General features: G+C 28.8%; 18 protein-coding genes and 1 other RNA gene. 8 read left to right on the top strand and 11 right to left on the bottom strand.

Annotated elements, in window-relative coordinates; translation table 11 throughout:
- Nucleotides 1-19: 19 nt before the first annotated feature.
- Genes L8W69_RS02545 through selA form a run of 4 tightly spaced genes read right to left on the bottom strand, consistent with a single transcriptional unit; the run spans nt 20 to nt 4,430 of the window.
- Nucleotides 20-547, bottom strand: coding sequence for a hypothetical protein (locus L8W69_RS02545; protein ID WP_412175469.1), 528 nt, complete (start codon nt 545-547; stop codon nt 20-22).
- Entirely contained in the window at nt 534-1,247 is a 714-nt protein-coding gene (locus L8W69_RS02550; RefSeq protein WP_220566922.1) for a thioredoxin fold domain-containing protein, read from the bottom strand. Before L8W69_RS02550 ends, L8W69_RS02545 begins: the two co-directional genes overlap by 14 nt.
- 53 nt (nt 1,248-1,300) lie before the next feature.
- Nucleotides 1,301-3,106: a selenocysteine-specific translation elongation factor gene (gene selB, locus L8W69_RS02555; protein ID WP_263666366.1), complete on the bottom strand. Its 1,806-nt coding sequence runs from the start codon at nt 3,104-3,106 to the stop codon at nt 1,301-1,303.
- A complete protein-coding gene (gene selA, locus L8W69_RS02560; RefSeq protein WP_263666367.1) occupies nt 3,099-4,430 on the bottom strand; it encodes an L-seryl-tRNA(Sec) selenium transferase in 1,332 nt (443 codons plus the stop codon). The genes selB and selA overlap by 8 nt, the downstream gene beginning before the upstream one ends.
- Nucleotides 4,431-4,519: 89 nt before the next feature.
- Between selA and L8W69_RS02565 the strand changes: the two genes are divergently transcribed.
- Nucleotides 4,520-6,172 carry a 4Fe-4S dicluster domain-containing protein gene (locus L8W69_RS02565; RefSeq protein WP_263666368.1) on the top strand — a complete coding sequence of 551 codons (1,653 nt, stop codon included), beginning with the start codon at nt 4,520-4,522 and terminating at the stop codon, nt 6,170-6,172.
- Nucleotides 6,173-6,182: 10 nt separating this feature from the next.
- Here the strand turns inward: L8W69_RS02565 and L8W69_RS02570 are convergent, their stop codons facing one another.
- The 4 genes from L8W69_RS02570 to modA all read right to left on the bottom strand — a co-directional run bounded on the left by L8W69_RS02570 (nt 6,183) and on the right by modA (nt 8,670).
- The gene (locus tag L8W69_RS02570; protein WP_263666369.1) at nt 6,183-6,497 is read right to left on the bottom strand and encodes a DMT family transporter; all 315 of its coding nucleotides are present in this window, start codon (nt 6,495-6,497) and stop codon (nt 6,183-6,185) included.
- Nucleotides 6,498-6,689: 192 nt separating this feature from the next.
- Nucleotides 6,690-7,544 carry an ABC transporter ATP-binding protein gene (locus L8W69_RS02575; RefSeq protein WP_263666370.1) on the bottom strand — a complete coding sequence of 285 codons (855 nt, stop codon included), beginning with the start codon at nt 7,542-7,544 and terminating at the stop codon, nt 6,690-6,692.
- Entirely contained in the window at nt 7,538-7,927 is a 390-nt protein-coding gene (locus tag L8W69_RS02580; protein ID WP_263666371.1) for a hypothetical protein, read from the bottom strand. Before L8W69_RS02580 ends, L8W69_RS02575 begins: the two co-directional genes overlap by 7 nt.
- Nucleotides 7,924-8,670, bottom strand: coding sequence for a molybdate ABC transporter substrate-binding protein (gene modA, locus L8W69_RS02585; protein WP_263666372.1), 747 nt, complete (start codon nt 8,668-8,670; stop codon nt 7,924-7,926). Before modA ends, L8W69_RS02580 begins: the two co-directional genes overlap by 4 nt.
- Nucleotides 8,671-8,880: 210 nt before the next feature.
- Here modA and L8W69_RS02590 point away from each other — a divergent pair, with 210 nt between their 5' ends.
- The 3 genes from L8W69_RS02590 to L8W69_RS02600 are packed head-to-tail and all read left to right on the top strand — an operon-like array spanning nt 8,881 to nt 12,575.
- Nucleotides 8,881-9,567, top strand: a complete 687-nt coding sequence (locus L8W69_RS02590; protein ID WP_263666373.1) for a VacJ family lipoprotein — start codon at nt 8,881-8,883, stop codon at nt 9,565-9,567.
- 9 nt (nt 9,568-9,576) lie between these two features.
- Entirely contained in the window at nt 9,577-10,146 is a 570-nt protein-coding gene (locus L8W69_RS02595; RefSeq protein WP_258108135.1) for an ABC transporter substrate-binding protein, read from the top strand.
- Entirely contained in the window at nt 10,146-12,575 is a 2,430-nt protein-coding gene (locus L8W69_RS02600) for an efflux RND transporter permease subunit (protein WP_263661259.1), read from the top strand. Before L8W69_RS02595 ends, L8W69_RS02600 begins: the two co-directional genes overlap by 1 nt.
- A gap of 61 nt (nt 12,576-12,636) precedes the next feature.
- Here L8W69_RS02600 and L8W69_RS02605 read toward each other — a convergent pair whose 3' ends face one another.
- Complete coding sequence (locus L8W69_RS02605; protein ID WP_263661258.1) at nt 12,637-13,254, bottom strand: non-canonical purine NTP pyrophosphatase; 618 nt, start codon at nt 13,252-13,254, stop codon at nt 12,637-12,639.
- 76 nt (nt 13,255-13,330) lie between these two features.
- Between L8W69_RS02605 and L8W69_RS02610 the strand changes: the two genes are divergently transcribed.
- Nucleotides 13,331-14,632: an MFS transporter gene (locus L8W69_RS02610; protein ID WP_257928795.1), complete on the top strand. Its 1,302-nt coding sequence runs from the start codon at nt 13,331-13,333 to the stop codon at nt 14,630-14,632.
- 6 nt (nt 14,633-14,638) lie between these two features.
- On the opposite strand, the gene L8W69_RS02615 is transcribed toward L8W69_RS02610, so the two are convergent.
- Nucleotides 14,639-15,682, bottom strand: a complete 1,044-nt coding sequence (locus L8W69_RS02615; protein ID WP_263661257.1) for an AI-2E family transporter — start codon at nt 15,680-15,682, stop codon at nt 14,639-14,641.
- Nucleotides 15,672-16,682, bottom strand: a complete 1,011-nt coding sequence (gene ruvB / locus L8W69_RS02620) for a Holliday junction branch migration DNA helicase RuvB (protein WP_220566281.1) — start codon at nt 16,680-16,682, stop codon at nt 15,672-15,674. The genes L8W69_RS02615 and ruvB overlap by 11 nt, the downstream gene beginning before the upstream one ends.
- A gap of 88 nt (nt 16,683-16,770) precedes the next feature.
- Between ruvB and L8W69_RS02625 the strand changes: the two genes are divergently transcribed.
- The 3 genes from L8W69_RS02625 to L8W69_RS02635 all read left to right on the top strand — a co-directional run bounded on the left by L8W69_RS02625 (nt 16,771) and on the right by L8W69_RS02635 (nt 21,520).
- On the top strand, nt 16,771-17,181 hold the full coding sequence (locus L8W69_RS02625) for a hypothetical protein (RefSeq protein WP_039619086.1): 411 nt from the start codon (nt 16,771-16,773) through the stop codon (nt 17,179-17,181).
- A 1-nt stretch (nt 17,182) separates the two neighbouring features.
- Nucleotides 17,183-17,541, top strand: a transfer-messenger RNA (tmRNA) gene (ssrA, locus tag L8W69_RS02630).
- 226 nt (nt 17,542-17,767) lie between these two features.
- Nucleotides 17,768-21,520: a class I SAM-dependent DNA methyltransferase gene (locus L8W69_RS02635; RefSeq protein WP_263666374.1), complete on the top strand. Its 3,753-nt coding sequence runs from the start codon at nt 17,768-17,770 to the stop codon at nt 21,518-21,520.

Raw genomic sequence — 21,520 nt, forward strand, 5'->3', positions numbered from 1 at the left:
GATGGCTTAAATGCCATCTTTAGTGTATATAAAAAAAGCTTGTTATTTGATTGGCGATTTTTTCTTCTAAAGACTCTTTGGCTCTGTCTATATTGCCAAGATAAGCAGTTCTTGCTAAAAGCGAGGTGCTTTGAGTAGAGTTTTTGGAGCTAATTTGTAAATTAACTTGCAAAAGATAGTAATTTTCTACTTCCATTTCAAAAACATCATCTATTTTATCAAAGTCATTATAAAAAAATCTCGCATTAGAAGCGCGTAATCTTTGTGCGTAAGAAAATTTCTTAAAATCTACTATATTGATATAAATTTTATAATCACTTTGAACATTATTTAAAACTAAGCCTAAATTTTGTAATTTTTGAGCGAGCTTGGCTTCTAAATTTGTGTTTAATTTTGAAGGATTATTGATGTGTAAAGAAAAACTTTGATTTTTATTAGCATGCAGGAAAATACCTTCATTATTTGTTTGGATAAAAGTTTGCATAGAGCCTGTGCAAGCACTTAAAAATAGTGCAAACACAAGCAAGAAAAAATTATTTTTGAGCATCGATTATAGTTGGCACAGCACGAAGACCAAGTTTAGAGTATTTTGCGAAAGTTTCTCTTACTGCTTTAACCTCAGCTTCACTAGGTTTTTTATAATCTTTTAAATTTTTATCATAATATTTTTTCATGATAGCGATTTTTTGTGCATCATCTTTAGCATTTTTACTTTCTTTGTAAATTAATGCAGATTTTTCAAAAGCACTAGTATCATGGATAGGGGTTAAGATAAATTTCACTTGATGGGTTTTTAGTGTTTCTTCTATTTTATCTAAATGCATTCTACAATATGGACATTCAGGATCGCTAAAAACATAAAGTAAAGGTTTGTTTTTATCGCCTAAAGAAATAAACATTTTTTCTTTTTTAAGTTCAACTAGAGCTTTTTTTGAAAATTCAGCTTGTTGTTTTTCCATGAGTTTTGCTTGATAAACTTGAGAGTAAAATTCACCTTTTTTTACATCAATTACTTCAGTTGTGATGATATTATCTTGAGTGAAAACGATTTCTTGGAAATTTTTACCACTAATTTCAAAATTAACTATCACAGCTTCAAAGTTAGTATCAGGAATTTTTTCTCTACTAGAAACACTAATGTTTGCATTTGATAAATTTGGATTTTTCTTAAAAAAATTAATAATTTCTTCATTGCTTGCAGCAAATAAAGAGCTAGCAAGGGTTAAGAGAGCTAAAGATTTTTTCATCATTTTCCTTTGTTTTAAAATTTTTGCACATTATAAAATGTAATCTTTAACACTTAGATTTTTAATATTCTTTTTTCCTCGATTTTTACCACTTGAGGATAGTTTTTATCAAGATATTCTAAATAAGCTATGGCATATTTTCTTGAAATTTGAAAATGATTTTTAACAAAAGCTACATCTAAATGATGATTTTGCAAAAGTTTTAAAAACTCTTGCATGAGATTTTCAAGAGTATTTTTTTCTATAAAAAGATTATGTGCTAATCTTTTGACTTTATTTTCTTTGGTGAGTTTTTTTAAGATAAGATCCCCATTTTTCCTATCAAGCTCTAAATATTCATAAAGATTATAAGGTGCAGTAGGTTTTATACCTTCTTTTTTTAAAATTTCATAAAGCTCACAATGAGCCTTTTCTTGTAATTTTTCAAAATCTTGTCCTTTTAAAAACCATATGCCATCTTTAAAATCTAATTTTTCTTGCATTTGCTTGAGTGTATAAGCGCAAAAGCTCTCACTTGCCCAGCTAAGCCTTAAGGCGATAGAATGAGGCGAGATTAAAGCATAAGGATTTTTAGAGAAAATAAAATCAATAAATTCTTTCAAAGTTTGCATAGCATTTAAATCATATACATTTAAAGCTTGCTCATCGACAAAAACATGATTTAAGCTTTTTGCTAGGTTTAGGGCTTGCTCATGAGTGAGTTTAAAGCGTTGATAGCTTGAAAGTAATCCAAAGCCAAGTTTGTGAGTTTGTTTTAAAAACTCAAATACCTTTTTTAAATCTTTTTGTTCTAAAAGTGCTAAATACTTAGCTTTTATATCTTTTTTTAAAGGCTCACTTACCGCATTAAGAACCACACCACCGCTTTTAATACGCCCATTTTCAAGCAAGATGAATTTATCATCAAAACACAAAGGTAGGTTTTTATCAAACTCTAAGCTAATATAAGTTTTATCTTCAAATTCTTTGATTACACTAATTTTTGCATTAAGCTTTTTTGAGCCACTACAAAATTCTAAAATACTCCCGTGTTTAATCTCTGTATAAAAAACAACTCCATCGATACTTTTAAAGCTTTTAAAAACACCTTTTTTACTTAATATATAGCCTTTTTTTAACTCATGATAATCACAGTTTAAACTCAAAGCAACCCTATTATAAGCTTTTGCTTCTAAAACATTTTCTTCATGAATTTGTATGTTTTTTACAATGATATCTTTTTGATTTTCAAGGCAAAATATTTTTTCATTTTTGCTTATTTTTCCTTCATTTAAACTCCCTGTTACTACCGTTCCTATGCCTTTTAGAGAAAAAACCCTATCAATGTAGTATCTAAAAATCAAATTTTCATCATTTTCTTTAGGCTTTAAACTAAGTAGATAGTTTTTTAAATTTAATATACTTTGCCCATCATAAATGCTTGTTGGAAAAACTTTTAAGATATTGATTTTAAAGGCTTTTAATTCTTTTAAAAGCTCTGCTTGCTTTTGTACTAAATCCTTGCATAAATCAACCTTACTCAAAATAAGCACTACATCTTTTACGCCTAAAAATTCCAAAACCCTTAAATGCTCTATACTTTGAGCCTTTAAACCCTCGTTTATATCTATGACAAACATACATACTCTAAAGCCAAAAGCACCACTTATCATAGTTTTAATTAAACTTTCATGCCCAGGCACATCGATAAAAGCAATATTTAAATTTTCACTTTTTAAATTTGAAAAGCTAAGATTGATCGTAATGCCTTTTTCTTGCTCTTCTTTTAAATCATCACCTTCAAAACCATTTAAAGCTTTAATAAGTGAAGTTTTACCATGGTCAATATGTCCAGCAGTGCCTATGATGATACTATGCATGAAATACCTCTTTAATAATGCTTACTATTTTGTTTAAATCTTTTTCTAAAATACTTCTAAAATCTAGCACAAAATGCCCATTTTTAACACGGCCGATTACGCCTTTTTTTCTAAATTTTTCTTGTAAAAGCAAAGCTTTCTCATCAAAACTTAGTACAAAAGTGTCTAAGCTTTTATCAGGCATAGAGCCACCGCCTACTAAACTTTTAGAAGCTTTTAACTCACATTTAATAGGAATTTTTTCTTTGACAAAGAGAGCCTTTTTTTCTACGGTTTTTAAATCATCATTTAAAAGTTTTAGTGTAGGGATTTTTTCATATTCTTTTTCTAAGTAAGCTTTGGCAGTTTCATTTAAAAAAGCTAGAGTGATTTTATCAACCCTTAGCATTCTTAGAAGTTGATTTTTCTTTAATTGTTGAATGTATTTTTTCTTTCCAAGTATAATGCCTGCTTGAGTAGAGCCAAAAAGCTTATCGCCACTAAAACTTAAAATATCACAATGTTTTAAAAGCTCTTTTACACTTGGCTCATTTTTACTAAGTTGTTTATTAATCTTTTCACACCATCCAGCGCCCAAATCATAATAAGATATGAGTTTTTTCTTTTTTGCTAAAGCATGAATTTCACTTAAGCTTACTTCTTCGAAAAATCCTTTAAAAGCAAAATTAGAACGATGAGTTTTTAAAATCATCTTAGTATTTTCATTGATAGCTTTTTCATAATCATATAAATGAGTTTTATTAGTCGTGCCTATTTCTTTTAGTTTAACTCCAGCTGCTAGCATAACTTCAGGAATTCTAAAATTTCCCCCAATCTCAACTAGCTCACTTCTTGAAGTAATAACTTCCTCATTTTTTGCTAAGGTATTTAAGATTAAAAATACAGCTGAAGCGTTATTATTAACAATCAAGCAATCTTCGCAATCAAATAATATTTTTAAATTTGCACTAAGTGCGTCATACCTTGAGCCTCTTTTACCACTTTGCATGTTAAACTCTAAATTTGAATAAGAACAGATGATTTCTTTAGTTCTTTCAAAAATACTCTCATCAATAATGCTACGACCAAGATTAGTATGTATGATAACTCCACTAGCATTGATCAAACTTTGACTTTGCATGTTTAAAAACTCATCAATACTTTGGGCAATTTTACTTAGCAAATCTTGCAAGCTAAAATTTAAATTTTCATTTTTACTCAGTTCTTTTTTACAATTTGAAACAACTATTTTTGCAAAATGAGATCTTAAATACAAAGGGTAGTTAGCCAAGTTTTCATCGTTTATAAGTGTGTTTATGGGTGGAAAATTTCTAAATTTGTTCATCTTAAACCTTAAGAATAAATTAGTAAAATTATAACTTTTTTATAATGAAATTTATATAATTAAGATTAAAAAATTTAAAAGAGAGTGTTATGAAAGATTTTGTATTTTTAGAAAATGAAGATTTAATTCCTTTAAGTGATGATATTAGCATAGTTCAAAAAGCCTGTAGTGAAGAAGTTTTTATAGGAAATTCAAAGCTTTTAAATCCTGAAGTTTATGCACCTGAGATTAATTTTTACCTTAAAAATTCACAAGATGATGTGCTTAAAAAAGCTAAAACTATTGAGTCTTTATATAAGATTAGATCTAAAGTTTATGATTTAGGGCTTGATTTAGAATATACCAAAGAAGTGGGTAAAAATGTAATTATTGTAAGCAATGAGGATCAAAATGAGCTTATTGAAAGCTTAAAAAAACAAGAATACAAGGTTTTAAAATTAAGTAATGAGCAATGTTTGGGTGTTTTAGGTTGCGTGGGCGAGCTTTGCGTGATAGCTTTAAAAGATAATGAGCAAGTAGAGATTGATTGTGATTTTTTCTTATATGATGTAAAAAAAGAAAGTTTTGATCAACAAAGTGGTTGTTATGATTTAACTACTTTAAGTCAAGAAGAACTTATAAAACTTTTAAATTCTAATTCTCCAAAATATAAATTTAGAAATTATATTAGTTATGATGATAGCATTTGCCAATACCATGAAAGAAGAAGTATCCATTGTGGAAAATGTGCTGAAATTTGTCCTAGTGTGGCTATTTTAAAAGATGATGAGCAAAGAAAATTAGAATTTTCTCATGTGGATTGTTTAAGCTGTGGTGATTGTGTAGGAATTTGTCCTAGTGGAGCGCTTGATTATGCATCTATGCCACGCAATAGCTTTTATGAAATTTTAAAATTTTATGAAGATAAAATCATTTTAATAATCCCTGAGAAAATGTCTATAGAAAATTTAAATATCACTTTAAAAGAAGATGTAATGCCTTTTATGATTAAAGGTGAAAACTATCTTGATCAAGCACATTTTTTAGCTATGCTTCAAACAAGTGGTGCGAGTGCGATTTTTTATAGCGATGGCTTATCACAAGGTGCTTTAGAAGTGATAGCTTTGATGAATGAAATTTTTCAAAGAAAATTTAAACAAAACGCAATTTTTCTAGCTAAAGATGAAAAAGAACTTTTAGAGGCTATAAATCAAGCACATTTTATAGAAAATCTCAAATTTATTTCTTATAATCCTGCGCTTTTAAAAAGAGAAGATTTTGCTATAAGATTAAGAGAGCTTATAAAGGAAGAAAATTTAGGCAATATCCCAAGTAAAGAATGGATACGCTATGGAAAAATCACCATCAATGCAGACACCTGTACTTTATGTCTTTCTTGTGTGGGAGCTTGTAATGTAGGAGCTTTAGTGGCTGATACTAAGGATAATTCTTTGAAATTTAATGCAAGCTTATGTACTACCTGTGGGTATTGTGAGGCAAGTTGTGCTGAAAAAGATACTTTAATGCTTCAAAGAAGTGGGATAGATTTGGAAAAAGAGTATTTTTCTTTTATGGTTTTAGCTCAAGATGAACTTTTTGCTTGTGTAGAGTGTGGGAAAGAATTTGCTACTAAAAAGGCCATTGAGAAAATTGCTAGCATTATGAAGCCAAGATTTATGGGTGATGAAGCTAAGATAAAAACACTATATTGCTGTGCTGAATGTAAAGCAAAAGTAATGATACAAAGTATGAATGTGCTTTAAGCCAAAAGGCTTAAGCACTAAGTTTTAATCCCACCGCTCCAGTGATGATTAAAATAATAAAAATGATTTTATTAAGAGTAATTGCTTCTTTAAAGATTAAAAATCCCACCACACTAACTAATGCCAAACCGCAACCTGCCCAAGTTGCATAAGCTATACTTAAATCAATTTTTTTCAAAGCATAAAATAAACCTGCTAAAGAAAATGAAAAAAACACCGCAAAAACGATTAAATAAAGATTATTTTTACTTATGCTTGCATACTTCATCGAGCTTGTTGCAATCACTTCAAAAATTATACTAATTGCTAATACTAACCAATGCATTTTATATATCCTTTTAAATTAATTTAAAAATGAAACTACAAAAGGATAAAAGGTGGTGCAGTAGGGGCTATAAAATAACCACAAGATAATCTTATCTTCCATTTTGTCCATAAGCTAGTATAAAATTTTAAGATAAAAAATCCATAAGTCATTTATAACCTTGTGATAATTTATCTTATTTTAACATTGTTTTTATATCTTAGTTAAATTTAGCGCAAAAGCTTTTTGGCTCAAAAGCACTTCATCATTTTCTTTAAAATCTTTAGCTTCTAAAGGGCTTAGCGCTACTTGGCTGATTTGATTACCTATGGCAAGTATGGCTATAAATATGCTATCTTGCTTTTGTAGTTTTAAAATGCGTGCTTTTATAGCAAATTTTTGTGAGCCTTGTGTCTTTAAAAAAACTTCATTAGGCGAGCCTTCTTTAATGATAGCTCCATTTTCTAAAATGATGACTTTATTAGCTAGTTTATAAACTTCACTTACATCATGGCTGATTAAAATAGTAGTGATTTTATAAGTTTTATGTATATTTAAAAGATAATCATGCAAGTGTAGTTTTATCTCATTATCTAAGGCGCTAAATGGCTCATCTAAAAGTAAAAGTTTGGGTTTTTGCATAATGGCTCTTGCTAAAGCTACGCGTTGTTTTTGTCCCCCACTTAGTTCTAAAATATGACTTTTTTTGTGTTTGCTTAAATCTAAAAGTTCTAAAAGTTCATTAGCAAATTTTAGATCTTTTTTGGCAAAAAGTAAGTTTTGCTCTACATTCATATTTTCAAATAAAGCATAATCTTGAAAAACAAAGCCAAGTTTTCTTTTTTGTGGGTTTAGAAAGTTTTTATCATCAAAAAATATCGTATTATTAAAAGTGCAAATTCCTTGTGCTTTTTCAAAACCCGCTAAAATTCTCAAAAGCGTAGTTTTACCACTACCACTTTTTCCAAAAATAGCACAAAATTCTCCTTCTTTAACTTCAAATTTAACCTTAAGTTTAAATTCTTTTTCTTTATTTTTAAAGATTTTTTCAAAGTCAAGTTTTAGCATAAATACTCTTTGATAAATAAAGCACTAGGATGTACATAAGCAAATACAAAATCATTTTTTTGATAATTTTGCTCTAAAAACTCATGGGTACTAATTTGAGCTTCGAAAGTGCAAATTTCATTTTCTAATCTTACGATAGTGATGATTTGTCCTTGGAAAATATCAATGATTTTTGCATAAAAGGTATTTAAAAATGAGTTTTCTAAATTTTTTTTACTAAGCAAGCACTCGCTACTTTTAAAAGCAAGTAAAACTTCTTGATCAATGCTTGCTTTTTCATCAAGTTCTAAAGCAAGCATATATAATTTATGTTTGTTTGTAAGAAATTCTACCCAGTTTATATTTTCATGATTTTTTATAGTATTTATTTTAGCTTTAATCATGGGATATTATAGCCATAAGCTTTGAAAATTTCCTTAGCCTTTTTGCTTAAAATAAAATCATAAAATTTCTTTGCTTTAGCATTATCTTTACCATAAGAAGTGATGATAATGCCTTGATTGATTGGTTCATAAAGCTTTGGATTGATTAAAATATAATTTTTTCCTTCTTGGAGTTTATAAGATTTTAGCGTATCTTCATATAAAGCACTTGCTGCTATAAAACCCACATCGGCTGCTTTTAATGTTTGAGTAAGTGCTTCTCCTATGGATTTTGCCTCGATAATTTTAGTTTTTGTTTGCTCATAAATTTTAGCATTTTGTAAAGTTTCTATACTAGCTTGACCATAGGGAGCAGCTTTGGGATTAGCTATGGTGATGATTTTTACTTTTTCTTCTTTAAGCGTGTCTAATCCTTTGCTTAAATCCATTCTAACACTTAGTAAAGCTAAAGCTCCTTGAGCATAAATAACAGGTTTTGTACTAGCAAAATTATCTTCATACAAACTTTGTGCAAATTTCATATTTGCAGCCATAAATATATCAAATGGCGCTCCATTTTTGATTTGCGAAACTAAATTTCCACTAGCACCTAAGCTTACATTGATACTAATATCAGGGTTTTCTTTTTGAAATTCTTTTTGTAAGGCTTTAAAAGCGTAAGCTACATTTGCAGCTGCAGCGATATTTACATCAGCACTATAGCCAAAAATACACAAAAAAAGTAGGGTAAAAATTTTTTTCATTTTTTATCCTTTTAATAGTAAATTTTAAAAAATTATAGCTTATTTTTAAAAGCAAAAATAAATTTATATTTTTTGCATATTTTCTAAGACTTATTTCATAAGCAAATAAAAATTACTAATTTTTTTTAAAGAATATTTTTAATGTAAAAATTTATTTTAATTTTTGTATAATATAAGATTTCAATTTATGAAATTTTAAAAGGAAAAAGCTTGTTAAAATACATACTAACTTTGTGTTTATTTTTTAACACTTTGATTTTAGCAAATGACTTTGAAGATTTTGAACAAGAATATCAAAAAAAAGAAGTCAAAGATAGCTTTTATACTTACAATAAAGCTATGAGTAAATTTAATTATGATCTTTATACTTATTTTTTAAGACCGGTTGTGTTTTCTTATAAAAGCATTACTCCAAGCTTTATAAGAACAGGTGTAAAAAATGCTTTTGATACTACAAGATCACCTTTTAGATTTATTAATCACCTTTTAAGTTTAGAATTTAGAAAAGCTGGTGAGGAATTTGGAAGATTTTGTGTGAATGTGATTTTTGGATTTGGTTTGTTAGATAGTGCGAGTAAAACTCCTTTAAAAAGTTATGAAGCTGATTTTGGAACGACTTTGGGTAAATGGGGAGTAGGTAGTGGAGCGCATTTAGTGCTTCCGCTTTTAGGTCCTTATAATGTAAGAGATGCTTTAGCTTTGCCTGTAAATTGGTTTATGGTGCCTGAGGGGTATATTGAGAATTTTTGGGTTGGTGTGGGTGTAAATGCTGCATTAAAACTCAATGAATTAAGTTTTGAGTATGAAAAAATAGATGATATTTACCAAAATAGTGTAGATTATTACATTTTTATACGCGATGCGTATGAACAAAGACGCCAAGAACTCATCAAATAAGGAGATAAAATGAAAAAAATCATAGCTTTGTTTTTTAGCGTAGTATTTGCTTTTGCTTTAAATTTGCAAGATATTTCTAAAACCATGCAAGAAAAAATTGATGAGAGCTTAAAAATTCTAGATCAAAATAAAAACGATAAAGCTAAAGCAGCGGAAAAAATCTTTGCTTTATTTGATGGTGTTTTTGATTATGAACTTATGGCTAAGCTTAGTCTTTCTACAAGATATGAAAAATTAAGTGAAAATGAAAAAAATGAATTTAACAAAGCTTTTGAAAAAAACCTTAAAAAAAGTTTCACAGATAAGCTTGCTTTGTATGATTCTCAAAAATTAAAAGTGATTAATTTAGAAGAAAAAAATAAAAGAGCCTTTTTAAAAACTTCTATGATAGTAGATGGTAAAGAAAATTTTGTAATCTTTAAATTTTATGATAAAAATAATGACTGGCAAATTTATGATGTGGATATTTTTGGTATAAGTATTATACAAACTTATCGCTCACAATTTAAAGATGTCTTACAAAATGGTGATTTTAAAACCTTGCTTGAAAAGCTTTCTAGTGTTGATTTTTCTAAATAATGCTAAGTAAAATTTTAAAAATCTTTCTTAATTTCCCAAAGCTAACTTTGGGGATTACTTTAATCTTTTGTATATTTTTTAGTTTTTTTGCTAAAAATTTAAGTGTTGATGCAAGTGCTGAAAGCTTGCTTTTAGAGCATGATGAGGGTTTGAAACTATATAGAGAAGTTTCAGCACGTTATGGCAATGATAATTTTTTAATGCTTGCTTTTGCTCCTAAAAATAAAGATATTTTTGCTAAAGAAAATTTAGAAACTATCAAAAACTTAACCCTTGATTTAGAAAAAATCAATGGTGTGCAAAAGGTACTTTCTATCACTAATGCGCCTTTACTTGCAAGTTCTAAAGGTAAAGAATTAAAAGAGCTTATCCAAAATATACCTAATATTTTTAGTCAAGATGTGGATGTTAATCTAGCTAAAAAAGAAATTTTAAATCAACCCTTTTATAAAAATAATATCATCTCAAAAGATGGAAAAACAACAGGAATTTTGATTTATCTAGCGCCTGATCTTGTTTATAATGACTTGATTAATTCAAGAGATAGTGCAAAAAGTAAAAATGAAAAAGAGCATTTTAGAGCCTTGATTAAAAAGTACCAAGAAAGCTCAAGGGAATTTAGTGCAAAAAGATTAGAAGAAATTACTAAAATAGTATCTAAATATAGTCAAAATGGAGACTTTTTACACCTTGGTGGTGTTGAAATGATCGCTAATGATATGATTAATTATGTAAAAAGTGATTTAAAAATTTATGGACTTAGTTTAATAGGGCTTTTATTTATAGCACTTTGGTGGTTTTTTGGCTCTTTGCGTTTAGTGTTTTTGGCTTTGGGAATTTGTGTGGTTTCGCTTTTTACTTCAAGTGGGATTTTCGCGCTTTTGGGCTTTGATATTACTGTGGTGTCTTCAAACTATGTAGCTTTGGTACTCATTATCACTGTTTCTGTTGTGATACACTTAATCGTGCATTTTATAGAAAATTTACACAAACACCCAAAAACTAGCGTTTATAAGCTTTTACTCTCAACCTTACTTGATAAAGCAAGTCCTAGTTTTTTTGCTATTTTAACCACGGTTGTTGGGTTTTTAAGTTTTGTTTTTTCAGATATTGAGCCTATTATCAAACTCGGTATTATGATGAGCCTTGGCATCAGTGTGAGTTTGATTTTAGCTTATATTTATTTTGCAAGTATTTTAGTATTAATGCCGCGTTTAAATTTTAAAGAGCTTAATCAAAATTCGTTGAAATTTTTAAGTTTTTGTGCAAATGTAAGTTTAAAACATAGAAAATTTATCTATGGTATAAGTTTATTTTGTGTGGCTTTTGCTTTGTATGGAATTTTGCAAATTAAAGTAGAAAATAGTTTTGTGAGTTATTTTAAAGATAGTTCTAGGATTAAACAAGGTTTGTTGATTATAGATAAAGAGCTAGGTGGAACTATGCCTTTAGATGTGATTGTCAAATTTAAGCAAAATCCAAAACAAAATGAAAGCTTAGATGAGTTTGAACAAGAATTTGATGATTTATCCAAAGATGATAGATATTTTTTTAGTAGTGAAAAAACAAGAATAGCTGCTAAGGTTCATGAGTTTTTAAGTAAGCAAAAATATGTAGGTTCTGTGCTTAGCTTACAAAGTTTGCTAGAGCTTGGAAAAAGCATTAATGATGGTAAGACTTTAGATGATTTTGCTCTAGCATTTTTATATGAAAATTTAGATGAGAATTTTAAAAAGCAAGTTTTAACCCCTTTTGTAAGTGTAGAAAATAATGAGTTGCGATTTAGCGTGCGTATGCTAGATAGTGATCCAAATTTAAGACGCGATGCTTTTTTAAAACAGCTTGAAAAAGACTTAAAAGAACTTTTGCAAAATGATAATGTAGAGGTTAAAATCAGTGGTATTATGCCTTTGTATAATAATATGCTTCAAAGTCTTTTTTCATCACAATTTGACACTTTAGCCTTTGTGGTGCTTGTGATTTTTGCTTTGTTTGTGGTGATTTTTAGAAGTTTTGTTTATGCTTTTGTGGCGATTTTAGCTAATCTCATACCTTTGGCTTTAGTATTTGGCTTAATGGGTATTTTAAATATACCACTTGATATTATGAGTATTACCATAGCTGCTATTTGTATAGGAATAGGGGTTGATGATATGATTCATTATATTCATCGTTTTAAAGAAGAATTAAAACATAAAAGCTTAGAAGAGGCTATAAAAGCTTCACATATGGGTATAGGAAGTGCAATTTATTATACTAGTGTTACGATTATTCTAGGTTTTTTAGTGATGATTAGCAGTAATTTTATCCCGACGATTTATTTTGGTTTGCTTACGGTTTTAGCTATGAGCTTGCTTTTATTTGGCTCGCTTTTTTTATTGCCAAGTTTTATTTTAACTTATCATTATTTTAAAGCAAAATTAAAATAAAGTAAAATCCAAATCACATAAACACCAAAAGCAATAAGCATATATTTTATAAATTGTTTCATCAATACTCCATTTTTTCTAATACCCTTAAGATATAAGTAGCAAACATTAGTGCTTGTGAGCGGTGTGAAATTTTTAATTTTACTTGCTCGTCTAATTCACCTAAGGTTTTATCAAAACCTTTTGGAATAAATAAAGGATCATATCCAAAGCCATTATTGCCCCTTGGAGTATCAATAGCAAGGCCATGCATATATCCATGCGTGCTAAAATGTCCATATTTTGAGCTTATGGCTATGGCTGCAGTGTAAAAAGCTTTGCTTTGATGTAGATTTTTTTCATGTAGGGCTTGGATGAGTTTGTTTCTATTGGCCTCATCAGTGCCTTCTTGAGAGTATCTTGCAGAAAAAATCCCTGGCGCATTGTCTAAAGCCTCTACGCTTATACCACTGTCATCACTTAAGGTGATAAATTCATTTTGTTTTTTGCCTAAAGCATTAAAAATAGCTTTAGATTTTATCAAAGCATTTTCTTTAAAACTTATGCCATCTTCGATGATTTCAAAAGGGGTGATGATTTCATTTAAGGCATAAATTTCATAAGTAGTTAAAAATTTTTTGATTTCTTCTACTTTGTGTGTATTAGAAGTTGCTAGAATGATTTTTAATTTTTTCTTCATAAATTACTCTTTTTGTTTTGACTTTAAAAAAAGTTTATCAAAATCATAGTAAAATTATCCTTTATAAGGAGAAAAGATGTTAAAAACTGTTTTACCTTTGTCTTTTATTGTAGGAACTAGATTTTTTGGATTGTTTATAGTTTTGCCGGTTTTAAGTTTATATGCTTTAAATTTAAAAGGAGCTAATGAGTTTTTAGTAGGGCTTTTAGTAGGTGTGTATGCTCTAACTCAAATGGCATTGCAAGTTCCTTTTGGTATTATTTCAGATAAAATAGGGCGTAAAAAAACTATGCTAATAGGACTTGTGGTGTTTATCATAGGTTCTTTGGTGTGTTCATATGCTGATGATATTTATACGATGATGTTTGGAAGGCTTTTACAAGGTGCAGGAGCCATAGGAGCAGTAGCTACTGCTATGATAAGTGATTTTATCAATGAAGAAAATCGTGGTAAGGCTATGGCTATCATGGGTTCATTTATAGGACTTTCTTTTGCAGCTTCTTTAGTGCTTTCTCCTTTAATGAGTGCTAAATTCGGACTTTCTAGTTTGTTTGATTTAAGTGCCATTTTAAGTCTAATTTGTATCGTGCTTTTATTTAGCGTTGTGCCAAAAGAGCATACAATAGTACATGAAAATACTAAAACCCCATTAAAAAAACTTTTAAAAGAAAAAAACTTAGCTTTGATGAATCTTACTAATTGTATGCAAAAAATGCTTATGAGTATTGCGTTTTTAAGTATTCCTTTGGTTTTGGTGCATGAGTTTAATTATCCAAGTGAGAATTTATGGCATGTTTATGTTAGCTCTATGGTGCTTGGGTTTTTAGCTATGGGTTTATCAGGATCTTTGGGAGAAAAAAGAGGCTTAAGTAAAGAGATATTGCTTTTAGGTGTGGCATTTTTTATCATTGCTTATATTATATTTGCTTTTTCGCATAATGCTTTAGTGTTTATGGTGGGTGTTGTAGTGTTTTTTATAGGATTTAATTTACATGAGCCTATTATGCAAAGCTGTGCGAGTAAATTTGCTAAGGTAAATGAAAAAGGTGCAGCTTTGGGTGTGTTTAATGCTTTTGGCTATTTTGGAAGCTTTTTAGGTGGTGTCGTTGGAGGGTATTTTTTACACCATTTTAGTTTAGTTGCTCTTGCTTTTATTTTGATAGCTTTGTCTGTAATTTGGTTTGTGTTGCTTTTGTTTTTACAAAGTCCGGCAGATTTTAAAAATGTCTATTTATCTTTAGAAACAAAACATGATTTAAATATGATTAAAGGCATAAATGGAGTTTTAGATGTGTATAAAAACTCTAAATTTTTAGTGATTAAATACAATAAAAAATTTACAAGCGAAGAAGAAATTTTAGCAATTATTGAAAAATAATCGCTTTTATACAAAATGCTTTTCTTTTAAAATCACATATAATTTTAAAGTAGAAATAAAGAAAGTTAAAATAGCAGGTCCAAGGATAATACCCCAAAAGCCAAAACTTGAAATTCCTGCTATCATCGCAAAGAAAATTAAAAGTTCGTTAATTTGTGTTGGAATTTGAACAAGTTTTTCATTGATCCATTTAATGATATAGGGTTTTACTAAAGTATCTGCGATAAAAGATATCATTACCACGCTATAAATGAAAATCACTAAAGCACCGCTTAGATTATTATTTGCAAATTCATATAAAGAGACAGGCACATAAACTAAGGCCCCACCTACCACAGGGATTAAAGAGCTAAAGCAAAATAATATTCCCATTAAAATCGCATCATAACCATAAAATTTAGTAATGATAGCAAAAAGCACCCCTTGTAAAATGGCATTTAGCACCATAGAATAAAACACCACAGACATTACATTACTCACTTCACTTAAAATGCCTTGAGTTTCTTCTTTTTTCATAGGCACTATGGTTTTTATATAGCCAATGAGTTGGGCTCCATAAAGATTAGCAAAGAAATAAAATACGCAAATTAATACCATATCAGTTAGAAATTTAGTGCCAAATTTAGTTGCGCTTGAAAGATAGGTTAAAACATTTTTAGAGATAGAATTTAAGTCAATACTTGCTAATGCTTCTTTGATTTTAGGTTCTATAAAACTTAAAGATTCGGGTAGGTGTAGGGAATAATTTTTAAAATATTCTATGGTATTGTGAAAATAGCTTATATCAAAACCTTTTGCAGCCTTTGCTAGTTCTATAATAGCATATACAAAAGGGATAAAAAATAAAGCTAGCATAAAAGCAGTAGTAGCTGCTGCAGCAACGACTTTTTTACCTTTGAAAATACTTAAAAATTTAACATTAACATTAGAAGTAGAAACAGCCATTAAACTTGCTATGGCTATATTCATCAAAAAAGGTTTAAACAAAAAAAGTACCCAAAATAAAATGATCAAAATAAAACTAATCAAGAAAAAATTACTACTTTTCATCAAATAAACCTTTGTTATATTTTAATTTTAAAACATCAAAGCTTTTTAAGCTTGCAATGCGACCTTTGGCTGTTCTTTCTATATAGCCATTTGCTAGTAAATATGGCTCTATCACATCTTCTATGGTATTTTCATCTTCACTTAATGCTGCAGCTATACTAGAAAGTCCTATAGGTTTTCTTTTAGCTTCAGTTAAAAGCTCTAAATACCGCAAATCCATCGCGTCAAAACCAAGCTCATTTACCCCTAAGGAATCAAGTGCTTGTTTAGCTCTTTTTTCGCTAATGATTTCTTCATCATTTACATCAGCAAAGTCTCTTACACGCTTAAGCAATCTTAATGCTATTCTTGGGGTTGAGCGACTGCGTTTGGCTATTTCTAAAGAAGCTTTTTTTTCACAAGTTTTATTAAGCTTTAGAGCTGCTTTTTCTAAAATGATAGCAAGCTCTTCATTTTTATAAAATTCCAAGCGAAATTGCATACCAAAGCGATCGCGTAAAGGATTACTTAGCATACCTGCTCTTGTAGTAGCACCTATTAAAGTAAATTTGGGTAAATCGATTTTTATCGTTTGTGCAGCAGGGCCACTACCGATGATAATATCAAGACGAAAATCCTCCATAGCAGGGTAAAGTACTTCTTCTATGGCGGGACTTAAGCGATGAATTTCATCGATAAATAAAATATCTCCCTCGCTAAGATTAGTTAAAATCGCAGCTAAGTCCCCGCTTTTTTCTATCATGGGTGCAGCGGTAGTTTTGATATTTGCATTCATTTCATATGAGATAATGTTTGCTAAAGTTGTCTTACCAAGTCCTGCAGGCCCACTAAAAAGGATATGATCGAGACATTCATTTCTTTTTTTAGCAGCTTTAATAAAAATTTCTAAATTTTTTTTAATGTTTTCTTGTCCTATGTAGCCATCAAAATTTGAAGGTCTAAGGCTTGTTTCATAAGTTTCATCAGGGGAGAATTTTTCAATCTCTACGATTCTATCCATATTTTTTCCATTTTATTTTGCTAAGAAATTTTAATTTTATCTAAAATTTGCTAAAATAAACATTTAAACTTAGATTATAGAAGTTTTTATGGGAATTTTAGAGCAATTAGAGTTAGATTACGAGCTTGAAGAAATCGAGCGTTTTTTGTATTTTTTTAGAAGTCTTTGTGATGTTTTAGAGCCTTTGATAGTAAAGCTAAGCAGTGATAGCTCAAAATACAAAGAAGCTTTAAAAGACTTAGAGCAAAATATCCACAATGTAGTTTGGGCTGCTAAAAGATTAAATTTAGATGAGATTGCAAATTTTTGCACATTTTGTGAGGAAATTATGCAAGAAGCAGCTAAATTTGATGGGCCTGCTAGCGATGAATTTGTGGATTGGATGTTTTTAGTGGGTGAGCAGCTTGATAGATATTGCAGTGATTATGAAAAAAATGCTTCTTTTTTAAGCGTATTTAACCCTCAAATTGCAAATGTTCCTGATAAAATTTCTAAATAACGGGGACGACTTGGCTTCGACAGGAGTAGAGTGGCCTTGGTGGCATGTCGCTTTGAGCAAAGCGTATAAAGCTCAAATTAAAATTAAACGCAAACAACGTTAAATTTGCTCCTGCTTACGCTAAAGCTGCGTAAGTTCAGTTGAGCCTGAATTTTAAGTGATACTATCTAGCTTAGAATTTGGTCATTTTTGATAGTGTAGATTGAAATTTGACAAGTTTTGATTGAAGTTAAAGTCTTAGTCTAGCTTGAAATTTTGGAAGGTGAGTTTGGCTAGATGAAATTTTCACCTTTGCTAAGCATGTAGATGCCGTGGTTGTTTTATTTTTGGACAGGGGTTCAATTCCCCTCGTCTCCACCAAATTTAATCTTTCATATATCAATTTATTAGAATTTAGTATTTTAATAATTTAATTTCATCAAAGGTTTCTTATTATTGATAGGACTTCAAGGAAGGCTTCTTTTTAGATAGATGGTAAGGTTTTTATTAATTCTAAATTTAAATTCATTATAAAGCTTGATAGTATTTCTTAGCATTTTAAAAAGTTCTTTTTGTTATCATTTTAAAAAAATACTAAGGCTGTTCTATGAATTTTTATGAAGAAATTAAAAAATATCTTGATAATAATCTTTTTACCAACTATGCTCTAGAGGTGGATTTTCCAAATATTTATAATTTTACTAAAAATGAAAACACATATAAAACGACCTTAGATAATATAATCTGTCTATACAACGCCACTCAAAGAAATTTTCAAAATTATAACGAACATCAATTTGAAGATGAATTTATATCAAAAGTGTTAGACATTTTAGGGTGGAAATTTATAAGACAAGATGAAAAGATCATACAGGGTAAATTAGAAAAGCCCGATTTTTTGCTTTTTAGTGATGAAAATATAAAAGTAAATTATGAAAATTTAGACAAAGAAACAAAAAAATCAAGTAATGAATTTACTATCATCATGGAATCAAAAGCCTATAATGTGCAAATAGATAATAAAAAAGTAAAAGAAAATCCCCATTTTCAAATTTTAAGATATCTTAGTAATCTTAAGAAAAATTATGGCTTTTTAACTAATGGTAGATTTTGGCGTTTTTATGATAACTCTACACTTAGTGCAAACAAGGTATTTTATGAGATAAATTTAGAACAAATCATAAAAGATAAAAACTACCAAGCTTTTGCGTATTTTTATAGTATTTTTGCTTCAGCAAGTTATACGGAAGAAAAACACATAGAAAAATCTTTACAAGTTAATAAAGAATCAAAAATAAAAATAGAAGATGATTTAAAATCTATCATCTATGGAACTAATGGCAATGAATCTTTATTTGAATTTATAGGTTCTAAGATTTATAACAAAACTAAAGCTGATTTAAAGCTAATCTATGAAAATTCTTTATATTTTGTGTTTAGGCTTTTATTTATTGCTTATTTTGAAGATAAATTTGAAAATATCTTAGAAAAGCATAAATACTTCAAAAGCAAAATTAGCATAAAAACTTTATTGCAAAATTTAAGCGATGATGAAAGCTCAAGTGCTGGCTTTGGTGATTTAGAAATGATATTTCAAATTTATAATAAAGGCAAAGGCAATTTTGACATGCCTGTTTTCAATGGTGGGTTGTTTGATGAGAGCAAAACCACTCTTTTAAACACACCAAAGATTTTCAGCGATAAAGACTTGAAGAAAATTTTAGAACAATTATTATACTACAAAGATAAAAATTTAACTTTTAAAAGAGATTATAAAACCTTAAGTATAGAGCATTTAGGCACGATTTATGAAGGCTTGCTTTCTTACTTTTTTGAAGTAGCAAATGAAGATATTTACTATGTAAGCTATAAAGAAAAATCAAAAGAAATAGAGTGTTATTTTGATAATTATGACTTTAAAATTTTAGAAAAATCAAAAAAATTAGAAAAATACACTTTTTATAGAGAAGGACAAATTTATCTAAAAAATACTAGCAACTCAAGAAAAGCAAGTGCAAGCTTTTATACACCTCAATCCATAGCTAATTTTTTAATCCAAAGTGCTTTAAAAGACAAACTAAACAATGAAAACATTTTGAAATTTAAAATTCTAGACAATGCTTGCGGTAGTGGGCATTTTTTAGTTGCGGTTTTAAATGCTATCACGCATATTGTTTTATCGGATTTTGAACATTTTACAAATTTAAAGCAACTCCACGAACAAGAAAAAGAAAATATCGCAAATCATATAAAAGATTTCACGCAAGATTATGAGTTAGATGAAAGTGATGTTTTAAAACGACTTTTGTTAAAACGCATTATTTATGGAGTGGATTTAAATCCATTTAGTATAGAGCTTACTAAGCTTAGTCTTTGGATAGATAGTTTTATCTTTGGAACCCCACTTTCTTTTATAGAACATCACATAAAATGTGGCAATGCTTTGCTAGGCTCAAGTATAAGTGATTTTGAAAATTTAATAAAGCAAAATAAAGAAAATATTTTCACAAATTCCATTACTCAAGAATTTGAAATTTTACAAGAAGTATTTGAAAAGCTTGATAATCTACAAGATACCAACGAAGAACAAATCAAACAATCCAAACAAATCTATCAAAATGAAATCACACCAAAACTTGATAAGTTAAATTTATATCTAAACTATATTAACTCACTTCATTTTGCTAACAAAGAAGAATTACAAATTCTAAAAGCCCTAAGTCAAGATGATATACAAAATTTAAGCCAAAATAAACAAGCAAAAGCTATCATTAGCAAATATCAAAAAGAATTTAACTTCTTTAATTATGAGTTAGAATTTCCTGAAATCATAGAAAATCAAGTCTTTAAAGGCTTTGATATCATCATAGGTAATCCACCTTGGGATAAATCAGAATTTAGTGACAATGATTTCTTTCCACAATATAAAAGCGATTATAGAAGCTTAATCGCTAGCAAGAAAAAAGAAATTCAAGACAATTTGCTAGCGAAAGATTATATAAAGCAAAATTATGAAAAACAAAAAGCATATATAGATGTAATTAATGTTTATTATAAAAACACATTTATGTCTAATTCTTTAACAAAAGATATTAATTTATTTCGTCTTTTTGTAGAAAAAAATCTTTCTCTTTTAAAACAAGATGGAAATTTAGCTTATGTGCTTCCTAGTGCTTTGATGTTTGAAGATGGAAGCTTGACTTTAAGAAAAGAAATTTTAGAAAATAAAACTTTAGAGTATTTTTATAGTTTTGAAAACAACAAAGCTATCTTTATAGATGTTCATAGAAGCTATAAATTTGCTCTTATGCTTATAAAAAACACGCAAGCAAATCACACTCATAAAATCAAAACAATGTTTTATAAAACAGATATAAACTCACTAAAAAACAAAGATGAAATTTTAACTCTAAGCTTAGAAGATATCAAAAAGCTAAGTCCAACTCACTTAGCCTTAATGGAGCTAAAAGACAAACAAGCCTTAGAAATTCTAAGAAAATGCTACAATACTTTTCAAACCTTGTCTTTTGATTATATAGATTTTAGACAAGAATTAAATATGACTAGTGATAAAGATTTGTTTATAGAAGAGTTTAGGGAAGGACTTTTGCCCTTATATGAAGGTAAAATGATACATCAATTTAATGCAAATTTTAGCCAAGCTACTTATTTTTTAGAAAAGGCTAAATTTGATGAGCGTTTAAAAAGCAAAGAACTTTTAAGAGCTAAAAAGGCCACCGGCAAAGAACTAAAACCTGATTTGATAAAATATGATAGAGAATTTTTTAGACTTGCTTATAGAGCCGTTGCAAGCGATACTAATGAGAGAACCTTGATAGCTTCTTTATTACCAAACAATTGTGGTTTTGGGCATAGTATGTTTGCAAATGCACCAAAACAGTATATTTTAAAAGATGATGAAATTTGTATAGATGTAGTGCCTTATGAAAGAATTTTATTTATTTTGGCTTTGTTTAATTCTTTAGTGGTTGATTTTATCATAAGAAATATGGTGCAAATCAATGTAAGCAAAACCTATTTAGAAAGAATTCCTCTGCCTCAACCAAGTGATAAAGAAATTCAAAACAATGAAATCTATAAAACCCTAGCTAAAAATGCCTTGCTTTTACAGCTTTATAATGATAAAAATCATCATTTTGATGAGCTAAAACAAGAATTTAACATAAAAGATGATGAAATTCCAAAAACTAAAAAAGCTTATGATGTCTTAAGAGCAAAAAATGATTTATTAGTTAAAGAACTTTATAGTTTAAGTGATGATGAATTTTCTTACATGATAAGCACTTTTAAAGTCTTAAACGAAAAACAAAGTGAATATATAGCATTATTAAGGAATTAA

This window comes from Campylobacter sp. CNRCH_2016_3089, from assembly GCF_025772505.1.
Taxonomy (GTDB): Bacteria; Campylobacterota; Campylobacteria; order Campylobacterales; family Campylobacteraceae; genus Campylobacter_D; species Campylobacter_D lari_D.